15 protein-coding genes and 1 riboswitch are annotated in these 15169 nt (G+C 72.9%); of the genes, 8 read left to right on the forward strand and 7 right to left on the reverse strand.

Annotated features, from left to right (window positions below; translation table 11 throughout):
* From thiE to TR46_RS12715, 3 genes are all read right to left on the reverse strand, one after another.
* The coding region (gene thiE, locus TR46_RS12705; RefSeq protein WP_236655320.1) for a thiamine phosphate synthase at nucleotides 1–545 on the reverse strand (545 nt) is incomplete at its 3' end.
* 20 nt (nucleotides 546–565) lie between these two features.
* Nucleotides 566–931 (reverse strand): Rv2175c family DNA-binding protein, encoded by a 366-nt coding sequence (locus tag TR46_RS12710; RefSeq protein WP_042398770.1) that lies wholly within the window; start codon nucleotides 929–931, stop codon nucleotides 566–568.
* Nucleotides 932–970: 39 nt separating this feature from the next.
* Complete coding sequence (locus TR46_RS12715) at nucleotides 971–2185, reverse strand: NAD(P)/FAD-dependent oxidoreductase (protein WP_042398774.1); 1215 nt, start codon at nucleotides 2183–2185, stop codon at nucleotides 971–973.
* A 41-nt stretch (nucleotides 2186–2226) separates the two neighbouring features.
* Nucleotides 2227–2353: riboswitch (TPP riboswitch) on the forward strand.
* Between TR46_RS12715 and thiO the strand changes: the two genes are divergently transcribed.
* The 5 genes from thiO to TR46_RS12740 all read left to right on the forward strand — a co-directional run bounded on the left by thiO (nucleotide 2347) and on the right by TR46_RS12740 (nucleotide 7354).
* Nucleotides 2347–3540: a glycine oxidase ThiO gene (gene thiO / locus TR46_RS12720; protein WP_042398777.1), complete on the forward strand. Its 1194-nt coding sequence runs from the start codon at nucleotides 2347–2349 to the stop codon at nucleotides 3538–3540. (Overlaps the previous riboswitch by 7 nt.)
* A complete protein-coding gene (gene thiS / locus TR46_RS12725; RefSeq protein WP_042398778.1) occupies nucleotides 3537–3761 on the forward strand; it encodes a sulfur carrier protein ThiS in 225 nt (74 codons plus the stop codon). Before thiO ends, thiS begins: the two co-directional genes overlap by 4 nt.
* Before the next feature lies 1 nt (nucleotide 3762).
* Nucleotides 3763–4557 (forward strand): thiazole synthase, encoded by a 795-nt coding sequence (locus TR46_RS12730; RefSeq protein WP_042398781.1) that lies wholly within the window; start codon nucleotides 3763–3765, stop codon nucleotides 4555–4557.
* Between the two features lie 91 nt (nucleotides 4558–4648).
* Nucleotides 4649–6553 (forward strand): Stk1 family PASTA domain-containing Ser/Thr kinase, encoded by a 1905-nt coding sequence (pknB, locus tag TR46_RS12735; protein ID WP_042398784.1) that lies wholly within the window; start codon nucleotides 4649–4651, stop codon nucleotides 6551–6553.
* A gap of 96 nt (nucleotides 6554–6649) precedes the next feature.
* Nucleotides 6650–7354, forward strand: coding sequence for a nitroreductase family protein (locus TR46_RS12740; protein ID WP_042398787.1), 705 nt, complete (start codon nucleotides 6650–6652; stop codon nucleotides 7352–7354).
* 141 nt (nucleotides 7355–7495) lie between these two features.
* Here TR46_RS12740 and TR46_RS12745 read toward each other — a convergent pair whose 3' ends face one another.
* Together TR46_RS12745 and TR46_RS12750 are read right to left on the reverse strand one after the other, a co-directional pair.
* The gene (locus TR46_RS12745; RefSeq protein ID WP_042398790.1) at nucleotides 7496–8035 is read right to left on the reverse strand and encodes a GNAT family N-acetyltransferase; all 540 of its coding nucleotides are present in this window, start codon (nucleotides 8033–8035) and stop codon (nucleotides 7496–7498) included.
* A gap of 42 nt (nucleotides 8036–8077) precedes the next feature.
* Nucleotides 8078–8716 (reverse strand): sulfite oxidase-like oxidoreductase, encoded by a 639-nt coding sequence (locus tag TR46_RS12750; protein WP_042398793.1) that lies wholly within the window; start codon nucleotides 8714–8716, stop codon nucleotides 8078–8080.
* A gap of 136 nt (nucleotides 8717–8852) precedes the next feature.
* Here TR46_RS12750 and bfr point away from each other — a divergent pair, with 136 nt between their 5' ends.
* Nucleotides 8853–9332, forward strand: coding sequence for a bacterioferritin (gene bfr / locus TR46_RS12755; protein ID WP_042398797.1), 480 nt, complete (start codon nucleotides 8853–8855; stop codon nucleotides 9330–9332).
* 59 nt (nucleotides 9333–9391) lie between these two features.
* Nucleotides 9392–11050 carry an SUKH-4 family immunity protein gene (locus TR46_RS12760; protein WP_152626433.1) on the forward strand — a complete coding sequence of 553 codons (1659 nt, stop codon included), beginning with the start codon at nucleotides 9392–9394 and terminating at the stop codon, nucleotides 11048–11050.
* A gap of 12 nt (nucleotides 11051–11062) precedes the next feature.
* Here TR46_RS12760 and TR46_RS12765 read toward each other — a convergent pair whose 3' ends face one another.
* Together TR46_RS12765 and TR46_RS12770 are read right to left on the reverse strand one after the other, a co-directional pair.
* Nucleotides 11063–11317: a (2Fe-2S)-binding protein gene (locus tag TR46_RS12765; RefSeq protein WP_042398803.1), complete on the reverse strand. Its 255-nt coding sequence runs from the start codon at nucleotides 11315–11317 to the stop codon at nucleotides 11063–11065.
* Nucleotides 11318–11470: 153 nt separating this feature from the next.
* A complete protein-coding gene (locus tag TR46_RS12770) occupies nucleotides 11471–12832 on the reverse strand; it encodes a class II 3-deoxy-7-phosphoheptulonate synthase (RefSeq protein ID WP_042398806.1) in 1362 nt (453 codons plus the stop codon).
* Between the two features lie 292 nt (nucleotides 12833–13124).
* Here TR46_RS12770 and TR46_RS12775 point away from each other — a divergent pair, with 292 nt between their 5' ends.
* A complete protein-coding gene (locus TR46_RS12775) occupies nucleotides 13125–15092 on the forward strand; it encodes an anthranilate synthase family protein (protein ID WP_042398809.1) in 1968 nt (655 codons plus the stop codon).
* The last annotated feature ends 77 nt before the right edge of the window (nucleotides 15093–15169 follow it).

Genomic DNA, 15169 nt, shown 5'->3' on the forward strand with positions numbered 1-15169 from the left:
GCGCCCGCGTCGAGGACCTGGTCCAGGTTCGAGGCGTCGATCCCGCCGATGGCGAACCAGGGGCGGGTCGGAGCCTGCTTGGCCGTGTAGGAGACCAGGTCCAGGCCGGGGGCGTGCCGTCCCGGCTTGGTGGGGGTGGGCCAGACCGGCCCGGTGCAGAAGTAGTCGACGCCGGGTTCGACCGCCGCGGCGTCCACCTCGGACTCGGCGTGGCAGGACCGGCCGATCAGCACGTCCTCACCGAGGACCGCCCGCGCGGCGGCCACCGGCAGGTCGTCCTGGCCGAGGTGGAGGACGTCCGGGCGGGCCGCGTGGGCGACGTCCGCGCGGTCGTTGACGGCGAGCAGCCGCCCGTGGCGCCGGCACGCGTCGCTGAAGACCTCCAGCGCCGCCAGCTCCTGCCGGGCCTCCAGGCCCTTGTCCCGCAGCTGGACGATGTCCACGCCGCCGGCCAGCACCGCGTCCAGGAACTCGGGGAGGTCCCCCTGCTCCCGGCGGGCGTCGGTGCACAGGTAGAGCCGGGCGTCGTCGAGCGCGCTCCGCATCGACGCGGCGGACGAACGGCTCACAGGGCCATCGCCTGGGCCCGGCGCTTGACCTCCGTGCCGCGGTTCTCGTTCATGGCCTGGGCCGGGGTGCCGGGCAGCGAGGGGTCCTCGGTGAACAGCCACTCCAGGATCTCCTCGTCGGTGAACCCGGAGTCGTGCATCAGGGTCAGTAGGCCGCAGATGCCCTTCACGGTGCCGTTGGGGCCGATGAAGGCGGCGGGCACCATCAGGGCGTTGTTCTCACCGCGGCGGACGGCGAGGATGGTGCCGTCGTCGACGAGACGCCGCACCTTGGTCACCACCACCCCCCACTGCTCGGCGATGTCGGGGATGTTCATCCACGCGGGAATCAGGGCGTCAATCTTGGGATCAATCTGGCTCACGCCTTCAAGACTGCCATCCCGCACCGCCTCCGCGCACCATCAGGAGCGGACGGCGGCCTTCAGCTGGACGGACGGGTCGGCCGCGAGCGCCGGGTCGAGCGGGGTGCCGCGTTCCAGGAGTCGGCGGCCCTGGGCCAGGTCGCGGGGGCGGTCCACGGCCAGCAGCGCCACCGGGGCGCCGTCGCGCAGCCAGATCGCGCCCCAGCTCCTGTCCGCCGGGTCCCCGCGGTGCAGCAGCTCGTCGTCCGGGCCGTGGTGCCCGGCGTACTGGACCATGCGGCCGAACTGCTGGGACCAGAAGTACGGCACCGGGTCGTACGCCTGGTCGGCCCCCAGCGCGTTGGCGGCGGCCGCCCTCGCGCCCTGCACCGCGTTGTCCCAGTGGTGCACCATCAGCCGGGTGCCGTAGCGGGCGGACGGGAAGGAGGCGCAGTCGCCCACGGCGAGCACCCCGTCGGCCGAGGCCCGCAGCCGGTCGTCGGCCGCGACCGCGCCCCGGTCGTCCAGGACGATGCCGGAGCCGTCCAGCCAGCCGGTGTCGGGGCGGGCGCCGACGCCGACCACCACCGCGTCCGCGCCCAGCTCGGTGCCGTCGGTGAGCAGCACGGTCGCGCCGGGGTCGCCCTCCAGCCGGACGTCGCCGTCGACGATCCCGCCGACCGCGGCGCTGGTCCGCAGGTCCACGCCGGCCTCGGCGTACCAGCCGCGCATCGCCTCGCCGACCCCGGCGGGGAGCGCGCCCGCCAGCGGCACCGGCGCCGCCTCGACCACGGTGACCTCGCAGCCCAGCTGCCGGGCCACGGTGGCCGCCTCGGCTCCGATCCAGCCGGCCCCCACGACCACGATCCTGGCCCCGGGGCGCAGTGCGCCCTTGAGTGCCACGGCGTCGTCGTGGGTGCGCAGCAGATGCGTCCGGGCCGACTGGCCCGGCAGGGTGACCGGGCTGGCGCCGGTGGCCAGCACCAGCCGGTCGTAGGCCAGCTCCCCGGCGTCGGTGCGCAGCAGGCGGGCTTCGGCGTCCAGCCCGGCGGCCCGGCTGCCGAGCCGCAGCTCGATGCCCTGGCCTGCGAAATCGATGTCGAAGCGGGAGTGCTCGGCCTTCCCCAGCAGCACGTCCTTGGACAGCGGCGGCCGGTCGTAGGGCTGGTGCGGCTCCGCGCCCAGCAGCAGCACCTCACCGTCGTATCCCCGCTCACGCAGGGCCACCGCTGTCTGCACCCCGGCCATCCCGGCTCCGACCACGACGATCCGCATCCCGTCACTCTAGGGCGCAGCGGCCGCGACTACAGTTGGGGGGTAATCCACGGGAGCCCGGCGTACCGGGCTGAGAGGGAGGCAGCAGGGGCGTACCGCGCTCCCGGCCTCCGACCGTCCGAACCTGATCCGGGTCATGCCGGCGAAGGGAGTGGGCAGCTGTGCCACGTACCAACGCGTCGGACCCCGCGCCGGACGTCCTGATCGTCGGCGGCGGGATCATCGGCCTGGCCACCGCCTGGCGGACGGCCCAGCGCGGCCTGTCCGTCACCGTGCTGGACCCCGATCCGGGTCGCGGGGCCAACCAGGTCGCCGCCGGGATGCTGGCGCCGGTCACCGAGCTCCAGTACGGCGAAGAGGACCTGCTGCGGCTCGGCATCGCCTCCAATGAGCGCTACGCCGACTTCGCCGCCGAGCTGACCGCCGCCTCGGGCCTGTCCACCGGCTACCGCGCCTGCGGCACCCTGGCCGCGGCGCTGGACGCCGACGACCGGGCCGAGCTGCGCGAGGTGCACGCGTTCCAGCAGCGGCTGGGCCTGGAGGCCCAGTGGCTCACCGGGCGCGAGTGCCGCCGGTTGGAGCCCATGCTGGCCCCCTCGGTCCGCGGCGGGCTGCTGGTGACCGGCGACCACCAGGTGGACGGGCGGCGGCTGGGCGCGGCGCTGCTGGCCGCCTGTACCGCGGCCGGGGTGCGGCTGCACCGCTCCCGGGCCGCCCGGATCGAGCTGACGGACGCCCAGGACCGGGTGGTGGGCGCGCTGGCCGAGGACGGCACCCGGCTGGCCGCCGGGCAGACCGTGCTGGCGGCGGGCAGCTGGTCCGGGGAGGTACCCGGCCTGCCGCCGGCCGCGCGGCTGCCGGTCCGTCCGGTCAAGGGCCAGATCCTGCGGCTGCGGATGACCACCACCACCGGCGCGCCGCTGCCCGGCGGCCCGTTCCTGTCCCGCAACCTCCGCGCCGTGGTCCGCGGTGTGCACCTCTACCTGGTGCCGCGCGAGGACGGCGAGCTGGTGGTCGGCGCCACCATGGAGGAGCAGGGCTTCGACACCGCCGTCACCGCCGGCGGGGTCTACGAGCTGCTGCGGGACGCCCACGAGCTGGTCCCCGGCATCACCGAGCTGCCGCTCGCGGAGACCGGCGCCGGGCTGCGGCCCGGCACCCCCGACAACGCCCCGCTGCTGGGACCGACCGCCCTGCCCGGCCTGGTCGCGGCCACCGGGCACCACCGCAACGGCGTGCTGCTGACCCCGGTCACCGCCGACGCCGTCTCCGCCTACCTGGCCACCGGCGTGCTGCCGGCCGAGGCCGCCCCGTTCACCCCCGCCCGCTTCTCCCTGATGGAGGCCAGCTCATGACGCCCCCCGTGACGGCGACCCTCGCCATCCGCGTCAACGGCGACCCGCGCCGGGTCGCCCCCGGCACCACCCTCGCCGAGGTCGTCGCCGAGCTCAGCTCCGCGCCCTCCGGCATCGCCGCCGCCGTCAACGAGGCGGTCGTCCCGCGCGGCGCCTGGTCCGCGACGGCGCTGGCCGACGACGACCGGGTCGAGATCCTCACCGCGGTCCAGGGAGGCTGAGATGTCCGACGACACCCTGACCATCGCCGACCGCAGCTTCCACTCCCGGCTGATCATGGGCACCGGCGGCGCCCCCAGCCTGGAGGTGCTGGAGCAGGCACTGCGGCTGTCCGGCACCGAGCTCACCACGGTGGCCATGCGCAGGATCAACCCGGCCGCGCGCGGCTCGGTGCTGGAGGTGCTGCAGCGCAACAAGATCGCGGTGCTGCCCAACACGGCTGGCTGCTTCACCGCGGGCGAGGCGGTGCTCACCGCCAGGCTGGCCCGCGAGGCGCTGGGTACGAACTGGGTGAAACTCGAGGTGGTCGCCGACGAGCGGACCCTGCTGCCGGACCCGATCGAGCTGCTGGAGGCCGCCGAGACGCTGGTCGACGACGGTTTCGTGGTGCTCCCGTACACCAACGACGACCCGGTGCTGGCCCGCAAGCTGGAGGACGTGGGCTGCGCCGCGGTGATGCCGCTGGGCTCCCCGATCGGCTCCGGGCTGGGCATCCGCAACCCGCACAACTTCCAGCTGATCGTCGAACGGGCGCAGGTCCCGGTTATCCTGGACGCCGGCGCCGGCACCGCCTCGGACGCGGCGCTGGCCATGGAGCTGGGCTGCGCCGCGGTGATGCTGGCCACCGCGGTCACCCGGGCCCAGCAGCCCGCGCTGATGGCCGAGGCGATGCGGCACGCCGTCGATGCGGGGCGGCTGGCGCACCGCGCCGGACGGATTCCGCGGCGCTTCCACGCCGAGGCCTCCTCGCCGATGGCGGGCCGGGCCGAACTGGACCCGGAGGCTCCGGCGTTCTGAAGTGACACTGGTCACTCAGTCCTTACCGTCCGGCAACAACTCGGCCGTCGGTGCGCCCGAAGCCGCCCCCGGGGCCCGTAAACTCCGTTGAATGGACACGACCCTGCACGACCCCCTTCTCGGGCGGCTGCTCGACGCCCGCTACCGGGTCGAACAGCGGATCGCCGTGGGCGGTATGGCCACCGTCTACCGGGGGCTGGACACCCGGCTGGAGCGGGTCGTCGCGCTCAAGGTGATGCATCCGGGGATGGCCGGCGACCCCGAGTTCACCTCGCGGTTCATCCGCGAGGCCAAGGCCGTGGCGCGGCTGTCGCACCCCAACGTGGTGAACGTGTTCGACCAGGGCCAGGACGGCGACGCCGTGTTCCTGGCCATGGAGTACGTCCCCGGCTGGACCCTGCGCGACCTGATGCGGGACCGCGGCGCGCTGGCGCCGCGCACCGTGCTGGACATCCTGGAGCCGATCCTGGCCGGGCTCGGCGCCGCGCACCGGGCCGGCCTGGTGCACCGGGACGTCAAACCGGAGAACGTGCTGCTGACCGAGGACGGCCGGGTCAAGGTCACCGACTTCGGCCTGGTCCGGGCCGTCAGCGGGGAGAGCCAGGCGACGGCCGGTCAGGTCATGGGCACCGTCTCCTACTTGGCTCCGGAGCAGATCGAGCAGGGCCCCATCGACCCGCGCACCGACGTGTACGCGTGCGGGATCCTGCTGTTCGAAATGCTGACCGGCGCCAAGCCCCACACCGGCGACAGCCCCATGCAGGTCGTCTACCAGCACATCAGCACGGACGTGCCGGCGCCTTCGACGCTGGTGCCCGGACTGGCGCCGCAGCTCGACGCCATAACGACGGCGGCCGCCTCCCGGGACGCCGCCCGCCGCCCCGCCGACGCCGTGGCCCTGCTCGCCGCGCTGCAGCACATCCGCCGCGGCCTGTCCCCCGCCCAGTTGGACGCCGAGCCCGGACTGCCCTACCACGGCGGCGGGCAGCAACAGCCCATCGAGCGCACCAGCATCATGCGCGAGCTGCCGCCGGACCTGGTGATGCCCCGGCGCACCCCGCCGGAGGAGCGCTGGGCCCCGCCGCCGCCCCGGGCCTCCCGGCGGCCGCAGCGGCGGCGGCGCCGCTGGGTGGTGCCCGCGGTGGTGGTGCTGGTGGTCGGACTGGTCGCAGGCGGCGCGACCTGGGCCCTGGACGGCCTCTACATGCAGATGCCCAGCGTGCTCGGCCAGCCCCGGGCCCAGGCGGTGCAGACGCTGCAGAGCGACGGCCTGACCGTGAACGTCACCCAGGACTTCAGCAGCACCGTCGCCGGCGGCAAGGTGATCAGCAGCAACCCCGGCGTGGGCACCAGGATCCGCAAGGACGCCACGGTGACCCTGGACGTCTCCAAGGGCCCCGACCGGCCGGCCGTCCCGGACGTCACCGGCAAGCCGCAGTCCACGGCCGAGCAGACGATCAAGGACGCCGGACTCGCCGTGGGCCAGGTGAGCCAGCAGCCGAGCGACAGCGTCGCCCAGGGCGACGTGATCAGCACCGACCCGGCGGTCGGAACCAAGGAGCAGCCCGGCACCGTGGTCAACCTGGTGGTCAGCTACGGCGCCCAGCCGGTGTCGCTGCCGAACGTGGTCGGCGAGTCGGTGGACCAGGCCACCTCCGACCTCCAGGACGCCGGGTTCAACGTCCAGCTCGACCCCAACCAGGTCTACTCCGCGAACGCGGACGCCGGCGCCGTGGCCGCGCAGAGCCCCGACGGCGACACCGCGTCCAAGGGCACCACGGTGACCCTGACCGTCTCCAAGGGACCGCAGCAGTCCACCGTCCCGGACGTGACCGGGCAGAGCGAGAAGGACGCCAGGAAGACGCTGCAGGGCGCGGGCTTCCAGGTGCAGACGATCAAGCTCAACCCGTTCGGCAACGCCACCGTGCACAACCAGAGCCCGGGCGGGAACTCGCAGGCGGCGCAGGGCAGCAAGGTCACCATCTGGGTGTACTGATCCGGTCGTGCCGGTCCGGCCGAACCGGACAGCCTGTATCGATGTGGGCGGCCCCGCCGACAGTTCGTCCGAGGTCCCTCCGTAGACTCCGTGCGCATGACCTCACCTGTGACGGCCGATCTCTTCGACACCATGGCGACCATGCGGGCCATGCGCCGGCTGAGTGCCGAACCGGTGCCGGCCGAACTGCTGGAAAAGCTCGTCCAGGCGGCCGTCTACGGTCCGAGTGGTCACAACGCCCAGGACTACCAGTACGTGCTGGTCACCGACCGCGAGGTGATGACCAGGCTGGCCCCGCTCTGGGCCCGCTGCGTGGACGCCTACCTGGCCTCCGCGGGCCGCACCGTCCCCGCGCCGATGGACGAGGGCGCGTACGAGCGGATGCGCGCCGCGATCGAGTACCAGCGCGACCACTTCACCGACATCCCGGCGCTCATCATCCCCTGCTACCGCTCCCCCAAGGGCCAGGCCGACCTGGACGGCCTGCGCGGCATGGTCGCCACCCTCGGCACCGCGGGGCTCGGCCGGCTCGCCGCCCGGGGCGGCCGGTTCAGCCTGCTCGCCGAGGCCTCCAGCGTGTACCCGGGCATCCAGAACCTGCTGCTGGCCGCCCGCGGCCTGGGGCTGGGAGCGAATCTGACGATCTGGCACCTGCTGCTGGAACGCGAGTGGAAGGCCGCACTGGGCATTCCCTCCGACATCCACACCTTCGGCATCATCCCGGTCGGCTGGCCCCTGGGCCGCTTCGGCCCGGTCCGCCGCCGCCCCCTCGCCGACGTCCTCCACCGCGACCGCTGGTAGCTGCGGCGTGTGCCTGGCTCGTCGCGCAGTTCCCCCGCACCCCCGGGGTAGGTGCAACTTGCTCACGGCGGGCCAGTTGCAGCCCCTGGTGGCGCGGGGAACTGCGCGACAAGCCGCCTACGGTCCGCAGCCGAAGACCCGTCAGCCACGGTTGAGGCGGTGGACGACGGTGACACCGGACTCCGCGGGGGCGCCGCCCCGTTCCGCGTCGGGTTCCCGGGAGACGACGGTGAAGCCGAGGCGGCCGGGAACGGCCCCACTCGCGGTGTTGGCCTCGTCGTGGTGGATTTCCACATGCGTGGTCGCCGGCAGGGCGAAGGCGGCTTCGACCAGCGCGGCCACGGCCATGGTGACCAGGCCGCGGCCGGTCCAGCCGGGGTGGATCCAGTAGCCGATCTCGAAGCCGCCGGGGCCGATCCGCCGCATCAGGCTGCACGAGCCGACGGGCACCCCGTCGCTGACGATCACGTAGTCGTAGGCCGTGCCGGACGCCCAGTCCTTCTGAGCCCGGATCAGATGGTCCTCCAGCGACTCCCGGGTGTAACCGGACGCCCAGGCCATCCACGGCAGCAGGTGCTCCAGCGACTCGACGACGACGCGGTGCTGCTCGTCGGCGTCGTCGAGGCGCTTGCGGCGCAGCTCGACCCGGTCGTGGGTGAGTGTCTCGGCGGGGTGTTCCATGAACCGATCCTGGCCATCCGGCCGGACCCCGGCAAACGGATTTCAGAGCTCGGGGCCGTCGCCCGGAGCCTCCTGGTAGGAGTACCGCTGCTCGGACCAGGGGTCGCCGATGTTGTGGTAGCCGCGCTCCTCCCAGAAGCCGCGGCGGTCGGCGGTCATGTACTCGATGCCGCGGACCCACTTGGGGCCCTTCCAGGCGTAGAGGTGGGGCACCACCAGGCGGACCGGGAAGCCGTGCTCGACGGTGAGCGGGTCGCCGTTGCGGTGGGTGGCGAAGATCGCGGAGTCGTCGGCGAAGTCCAGCAGCCGCAGATTGGAACTGAAGCCGTACTCGGCCCACACCATCACATGGGTGACTTCGGGGGCCGGCGGGGCGAGCTCGAGAACGGTCGCCGTGGAGACCCCGCCCCAGCGGCTCCCCAGCATGCTGAACCGGGTGACGCAGTGCAGGTCCGCCGTGACCGCGGATCTGGGCAGGGTCATGAAACCCTCGTGGTCCCAGCTGTGCTTCTCCCCGGAGGCCGTTGCTCCGAATACCTGGAACTCCCAGGTCAACGGCTTGAACCGGGGAACCGGGCCATAGTGCAGAACCGGCCAGCCGCGCTGCAGGCGCTGCCCCGGCGGAAGCTCCTCCGCACCGGGCTCAAGGGCCCTGGCCTGCTCGTTCTCTGACTGACCCATATCCCCATGGTGACAGATCCAGCCGTTGCGGACGCACCGGGTGTGTCGAAGGCGAGTGTGACCTTACTGGAACTCGCCCCTCCGCAGTGGAACGATGCGCGGGACCGTCTTGAGCGGCATAGAAAGGGTACGAACGATGCAGGGCGACCCCGAGGTCATCGAGTTCCTCAATGAGCAGCTGACCGCCGAACTGACCGCGATCAATCAATACTTTCTGCACTACAAGATGCAGGAGAACTTCGGCTGGACCAAGCTCGCCAGGTACACCCGCTCCGAGTCCATCGACGAGATGAAGCACGCGGAGATCCTCACCGACCGGATCCTCTTCCTGGAGGGGCTGCCCAACTACCAGCGGCTGTTCCACATCAGGGTCGGCCAGACCGTCGGCGAGATGTTCCAGGCCGACCGCCAGGTCGAGGTCGAGGCGATCGACCGGCTGCGCCGCGGCATCGTGGTCATGCGCGCCAAGGGCGACGTCACCTCCGCCAACATCTTCGAGGACATCCTCAAGGACGAGGAGCACCACATCGACTACCTGGACACCCAGCTCGAACTGCTGGAGAAGCTGGGCGAACCGCTCTACATCCAGTCGCTGATCGAGCAGCCCAGCAGCTAGGGGTCCGCGTCCAGCCTGGGCCGTCCATGCTGGTGGGGGCCTATTGGGAGGGAACTGCTGTGCCTGAGCCGTTCACAGCGCTGTGGGGAAGGTCCCGGCCTGCCCGGGATCCTGCGGCGGAAGCCCAGGACGACTGGCCGGGACCGGTCGGCGCCGACGCGACGGTGGAGTTCGGCGGCCGACTGCTCTACGGCTGCGTGGGCTCGGCCGCGCCCCGGCTGCTGCAGCTGTTCGACGCCGCCGGCGGGGCGCGGGTCGCGCCGCCGACGGCCCTGGCCGCCGGCCGCCAGGCGCTCGCCTTCGCGGTCACGGCGCACGGGCTGCTCGCCGCCGGGACCGAGGAGCTGGTCGCCCCGCTGGAGTCGTGCCGCTCCGGGTACCCCGATGGCGGCTATCCCGCCGAAGAGGGCGATGTCGCGGCGGTCGCCGCGGTCGGCCCGCTGCTGGCGACCTTCCACCCCTTCCACGGTCTGGCGGTCCGGGACCTCGACGGCCCGGCCTGCCTGGGCACGGTGAAGCTGGTCAGCCATGAGTTCCCGGCGCTGACCACGACCACGATCGAAGGCCTCCCCCACGCCGTGCTCAGCCTTGGCCATGAGCTCAGGGTCTTCGATCTCACCACGCCCCGTCAGGTCGCCTGCTGGACCAACGAGTCGGACGTGACCGTGATGCGGACGGCATGGACGACGGATCCGGCCACCGGCCGGGTACTGCTGCTGACCGCGGACTTCCAGCAGCGGCTGCAGCGCTGGGACCCGCTCACCGGCGAGGCGGTCGGTCCGTCCTGGGAGCTGTCCGGGCGCGCCGTGCAGTTGCATGCGGCGGTCGTCACCGACGACACCGGCACGCAGGTACCGGTGGCCGCTGTCACCACCATGGACCGCGTCCAGCTGCTGCGGGCGGACACCGGTGGGCTCCTGCTGTCACTGCGGCCCGAGCAGCGGGTCCGCAGCGCCACCCTCGGCGGCGACGGGCTGCTGCTGCTCGGCACGGACGCCGGCCCCGGCGCCCTCCGGCTGGACCCGGCGCTGCTGTCCGCCGGCCACCGGCGGGAGGTCCGGCTGGACCTCGCCGCCTTCCCGGCGCCCGCGCAGGGCCCGGCGGAGGGCGGCTCCGCGGAGACGGGTGCCGACACCGACAGCACTGACACCGACAGCGCGGTCGAGCGGGCCGGTCGGCTCTGGGGTGCGGACCAGGTCATGGTGCTCGCCCCGGAGCGCTGGGAGGCGGGTCTGCTGGACGACGCCGTCCGCGCGGACCTGGACGGGCTCCCGGTCCCGCTGCATCCGCTGCCCACCGTGGAGCTGGATCCGGACCTGGCCGAGTTCGGCCCCGAGCTGCTGTCGCGGGCCGGCGTGGACGAGGAGTCCGACGAACCGGCCCAGGCGCCGCCCGCGGGACTGGAGCAGCACCGCTGGCTGGGCTCGTGGGGCGACAGCGACCTGCTGCTCAGCCCGGCGGGGGCGGTCCAGGCACTGGGACCCGAGTCCGGCTTCAAGGCTCCGCTGCCGCTCAACTCCGGCCTGGCCGGCTTTGTCGCCTGCACCGCCGAGCTCGCCCTGGCACGCCGGCGACGCGACCCGGACTCCGTGGACGACCGGGAGGAGCGGGCGGCACGGCTGGCCGACCGGCTGCGGGTGCTGGATCCCGCCGCGCTCGCCGAGGGCGGCTCGTCGCTGTGGGCGGACGCGCTGAGCGACCTGGAGGCGGGCCTGTAGACCGGCCCCCGGTCAGGCCGCCTCGGCGCCGGTGTGCGCCCCGGCACCGGGCAGCGGTTCCGGGAGGCCGAGGAGTGCGGCAAGGCGGGCGGTCGGGCAGGGGCGGGCGCCCTCGTGGCCGAGCATCGCCTGGATCCGGCGGACGCAGGAGCCGCAGTCGGTGCCGGCCTTGCAGCCGTTGGCGACCTGGCGGGGCGTGCTGGCTCCGGACGCTATCTCGTCGCGGACGCGCTCCTCGGTGACCGCATGGCACACGCACACGTACATGGCGGTCCTTCCCGATGCGATGGCGACGGCGTCTGGTTGAGCTAAGGCTAACCTTACCCAACGGTCGACGGTGCTAAAAGACCCCTCCGGTTCCGCTTTCGCGGAATCGAAGGGGTCTTCGTCACATCGGCAGGGGCTGTCGCCCCCCGCTGCTCAGGACCGCAGCATCTCCGCGACCAGGAATGCCAGGTCCAGCGACTGGCTGCGGTTGAGCCGCGGGTCGCAGGCGGTCTCGTAACGCTGGTGCAGGTCGTCGACGAACACCTCGTCGCCGCCGCCCACGCACTCGGTCACGTCGTCGCCGGTCAGCTCCACATGGATGCCGCCCGGGTGGGTGCCCAGCGCGCGGTGCACCTCGAAGAAGCCCTTGACCTCGTCCAGGACGTCGTCGAAGCGGCGGGTCTTGTGCCCGGTCTCCGCCTCGTAGGTGTTGCCGTGCATCGGGTCGCAGATCCACACCGGCGTCGCGCCGCTCGCGGTGACCTTCTCCACCAGCTTGGGCAGGTTGTCGCGGACCTTGCCCGCGCCCATCCGGGTGATGAAGGTGAGCCGCCCCGGCTCGCGGTCCGGGTCCAGCCGGTCGATCAGCGTCAGCGCCTCGTCCACCGAGGTGGTCGGGCCGAGCTTGACCCCGATCGGGTTGCTGATCTGCGAGGCGAACTCGATGTGCGCGTGGTCCAGCTGCCGGGTGCGCTCGCCGATCCAGACCATGTGGCCGGAGACGTCGTAGAGGTTCCCGGTGCGGGAGTCGGTACGGGTCAGCGCCGTCTCGTAGTCCAGCACCAGCGCCTCGTGCGAGGCGTAGAACTCGACCGTGCGGAACTCCTCCGGGTCCACCCCGCAGGCGTTCATGAAGGACAGCGCGCTGTCGATCTCCTTGGCCAGGCGCTCGTAGCGCTGGCCGGAGGGCGAGTTGCGGACGAAGTCCTGGTTCCAGGCGTGCACCTGGCGCAGGTCGGCGTAGCCGCCGGTGGTGAAGGCCCGGACCAGGTTCAGCGTGGAGGCGGAGGCGTTGTACATCCGCTTCAGCCGCTCCGGGTCCGGGATGCGGGACTCGGGGGTAAAGGCGAAGCCGTTCACCGAGTCGCCGCGGTAGACCGGCAGGGTCACCCCGTCGCGCGTCTCGGTGGGCTTGGAGCGCGGCTTGGAGTACTGGCCCGCAATCCGGCCGACCTTGACCACCGGGACGGAGCCGGCGTAGGTCAGCACCACGGCCATCTGCAGCAGCGTCTTCAGCTTGTTGCGGATCTGGTCCGCCGAGACGCCGTCGAAGGCCTCGGCGCAGTCGCCGCCCTGGAGCAGGAACGCCTCACCCCTGGCCACGGCGGCGAGGCGGGTGCGCAGCTGGTCGCACTCGCCGGCGAACACGAGCGGCGGATAGGAGGCGAGGTCCGCAAGGGACTTGCGCAGAGCCTCGGGGTCCGGCCACTCGGGCTGCTGCGCCGCGGGAAGGGACTGCCAGGAGAAGCCCTGGGCTGCGTCCCCGTCGGGTGGGGTTTCAACGTTCACGGTCACAGCGCCAAGGCTACGGGGTCGGGCAACCGGAATGCCTCGGCGACCGCTGGCTGAGACATGCGCCCGAAGACGCGCCGTGGCGCGCCGCGATCCGCTAGGGTCGCTGCTGTGAACACGCAGCACACCTACTCCTGGTGGTGGACCGTCCCCGAGGCGGCCCACTGATCGCGCGTTCCCACGCAGACTCAACGGCCGCCCCTCGGGGCGGCCGTTCTGCGTAGCAGCGGACCCGCCCCGAGCCGGCCGGCGCACCCCACCCGCCCGCCGCACCTCCTCGGAAAGGTCCCCTGCTGTGACCAACGCCACTGGTTCTGACAACGCCGCCGCGCTCGTCGCCAGGCTCGTCGTCGCCGGCGAGCCCTTCGCCCTGCTGCACCGCCGGACCCCGCGGCTGGCCCCCGACACCGTCGAGGTGCTGTTCGGCGAGGTCGGCTCGTACGAGACGCTGGCCGCGCTGCCGCTGCCGGAGGGGGCGCCGGGCGCCCCGGTGCACGATCTGCTGGCCCTGGTCCCCTATCGCCAGCTGCGCGAACGCGGCTTCGACGCCCGCGACGACGGCACCCCGCTGCAGGCCCTGAAGGTGCGCGAGTCCTTCGCCCTGCCGCTGTCCGAGCTGCGGGCGGCGCTGCCGCAGGTGCCGGTCCGGCTGGACGACGGCGGCTTCGACATCGACGACGACGCCTACGCGGGGATCGTCCGGCGAGTGATCGAGGACGAGATCGGCCGCGGCGAGGGGGCGAACTTCGTCATCCGCCGCGACTTCACCGGGACCCTGCGGGACTTCTCCCAGGCGCTGGCGCTGACCCTGTTCCGGCGACTGCTGGAGCAGGAGCGCGGGGCGTACTGGACCTTCCTGGTGCACACGGGCGAGCGGGTGCTGGTCGGGGCGAGCCCGGAGGTCCATGTCCGGCAGGCCGGCGGGACGGTGGTGATGAACCCGATCTCCGGCACCTACCGCTACCCGGCCGAGGGGCCGAGCCTGGACTCCCTGCTGGCGTTCCTGCACGACCCCAAGGAGCTGGAGGAGCTCACCATGGTCGTGGACGAGGAGCTCAAGATGATGTGCGCGGTCGGCGACCTCGGCGGCCAGGTGCTGGGTCCGCGCCTCAAGGAGATGGCGCACCTCGCCCACACCGAGTACGAGCTGCGCGGGCGGACCACCCTGGACGTCCGCGAGGTGCTGCGGGAGACCATGTTCGCCGCCACCGTCACCGGCAGCCCGCTGCAGAACGCCACCCGGGTCATCTCCCGCTACGAGTCCACCGGGCGCGGCTACTACGCGGGCGCGCTGGCGCTGATCGGCCGGACATCCGGCGGCGGCCAGACCCTGGACTCCCCCATCCTGATCCGCACCGCCGACATCGACCCGGCGAGCGGGAGGCTCGCGGTGCGGGTCGGCGCGACCCTGGTGCGGCACTCCGAGCCCGACGCCGAGGTCGCCGAGACGCACGCCAAGGCGGCGGGGGTGCTCAGCGCGATCGGCGCCGTCCCGGCGCGGGCGGCGCGGTCCGGTGCGGCGGCGGGGGCGCGGTCCGGGGCGGGGACGGCGCCGCGGCTGGCCGACAACCACCGGGTGCAGGCGGCGCTGGACGCCCGGCGTGGCAACCTGGCCCCGTTCTGGCTGCGGATGCAGGTGGCGCCGGCCGCGGTGGCCGATCCGGCGGAGGTGCTGGTGATCGACTGCGAGGACACCTTCACCTCGATGCTGGCCCATCTGCTGCGGTCGCTGGGGTACCGGGTCACCGTCCGGCGCTATGACCTCCCCGGTCTGGCCGAGGCGGTCGCCGCGCACGTCGGACCACTGGTGCTGGGCCCCGGCCCGGGCGACCCGGCCGATCTGACGGACCCGAAGATGCGGCGGATGCAGGGCGTGGTCGGCGAGCTGATGGCCACCGGCCGTCCGGGCGGACTGCTCGCGGTCTGCCTCAGCCACCAGCTGCTGTGCGCGTCGCTGGGGCTGCCGCTGCGGCGCAAGGCGGTGCCCTACCAGGGCGCGCAGGAACGGATCGACCTGTTCGGCGCGGCCCGGACGGTGGGCTTCTACAACACGTTCACCGCGGTGTGCGACGAGGGCGACGTGGCGCGGCTCGCGGCCCGGGGGATCGAGGTGAGCCGTGACGCGGTGACGGGCGACGTCTTCGCGGTGCGGGGGCCGGGGTTCGCGGGCGTGCAGTTCCATCCGGAGTCGGTGCTCACGCTGGACGGCGTCGGCATCGTGGGTGAGCTGTTGGCGGCGGTGGGTGTTGCGTCGGTGGTCTAGTGCGGCGCCGTTCGTGGTTGCTGTTCGCGCAGTTCCCCGCGCCCCTATACGTTTGCAACTGGCCCGGTTGCAATTGC

Origin of the sequence: Streptacidiphilus carbonis, from assembly GCF_000787775.1 — a bacterium.
GTDB lineage: Bacteria > Actinomycetota > Actinomycetes > Streptomycetales > Streptomycetaceae > Streptacidiphilus > Streptacidiphilus carbonis.

Excerpts from the sequence above, each read along its gene's own strand:
- TR46_RS12715 (WP_042398774.1), bottom strand. The coding sequence starts at position 2,185 with ATGCGGATCGTCGTGGTCGGAGCCGGGATGGCCGGGGTGCAGACAGCG.
- thiS (WP_042398778.1), top strand. The coding sequence starts at position 3,537 with ATGACGCCCCCCGTGACGGCGACCCTCGCCATCCGCGTCAACGGCGAC.
- TR46_RS12730 (WP_042398781.1), top strand. The coding sequence starts at position 3,763 with ATGTCCGACGACACCCTGACCATCGCCGACCGCAGCTTCCACTCCCGG.
- pknB (WP_042398784.1), top strand. The coding sequence starts at position 4,649 with ATGGACACGACCCTGCACGACCCCCTTCTCGGGCGGCTGCTCGACGCC.
- TR46_RS12740 (WP_042398787.1), top strand. The coding sequence starts at position 6,650 with ATGACCTCACCTGTGACGGCCGATCTCTTCGACACCATGGCGACCATG.
- TR46_RS12745 (WP_042398790.1), bottom strand. The coding sequence starts at position 8,035 with ATGGAACACCCCGCCGAGACACTCACCCACGACCGGGTCGAGCTGCGC.
- TR46_RS12750 (WP_042398793.1), bottom strand. The coding sequence starts at position 8,716 with ATGGGTCAGTCAGAGAACGAGCAGGCCAGGGCCCTTGAGCCCGGTGCG.
- bfr (WP_042398797.1), top strand. The coding sequence starts at position 8,853 with ATGCAGGGCGACCCCGAGGTCATCGAGTTCCTCAATGAGCAGCTGACC.
- TR46_RS12765 (WP_042398803.1), bottom strand. The coding sequence starts at position 11,317 with ATGTACGTGTGCGTGTGCCATGCGGTCACCGAGGAGCGCGTCCGCGAC.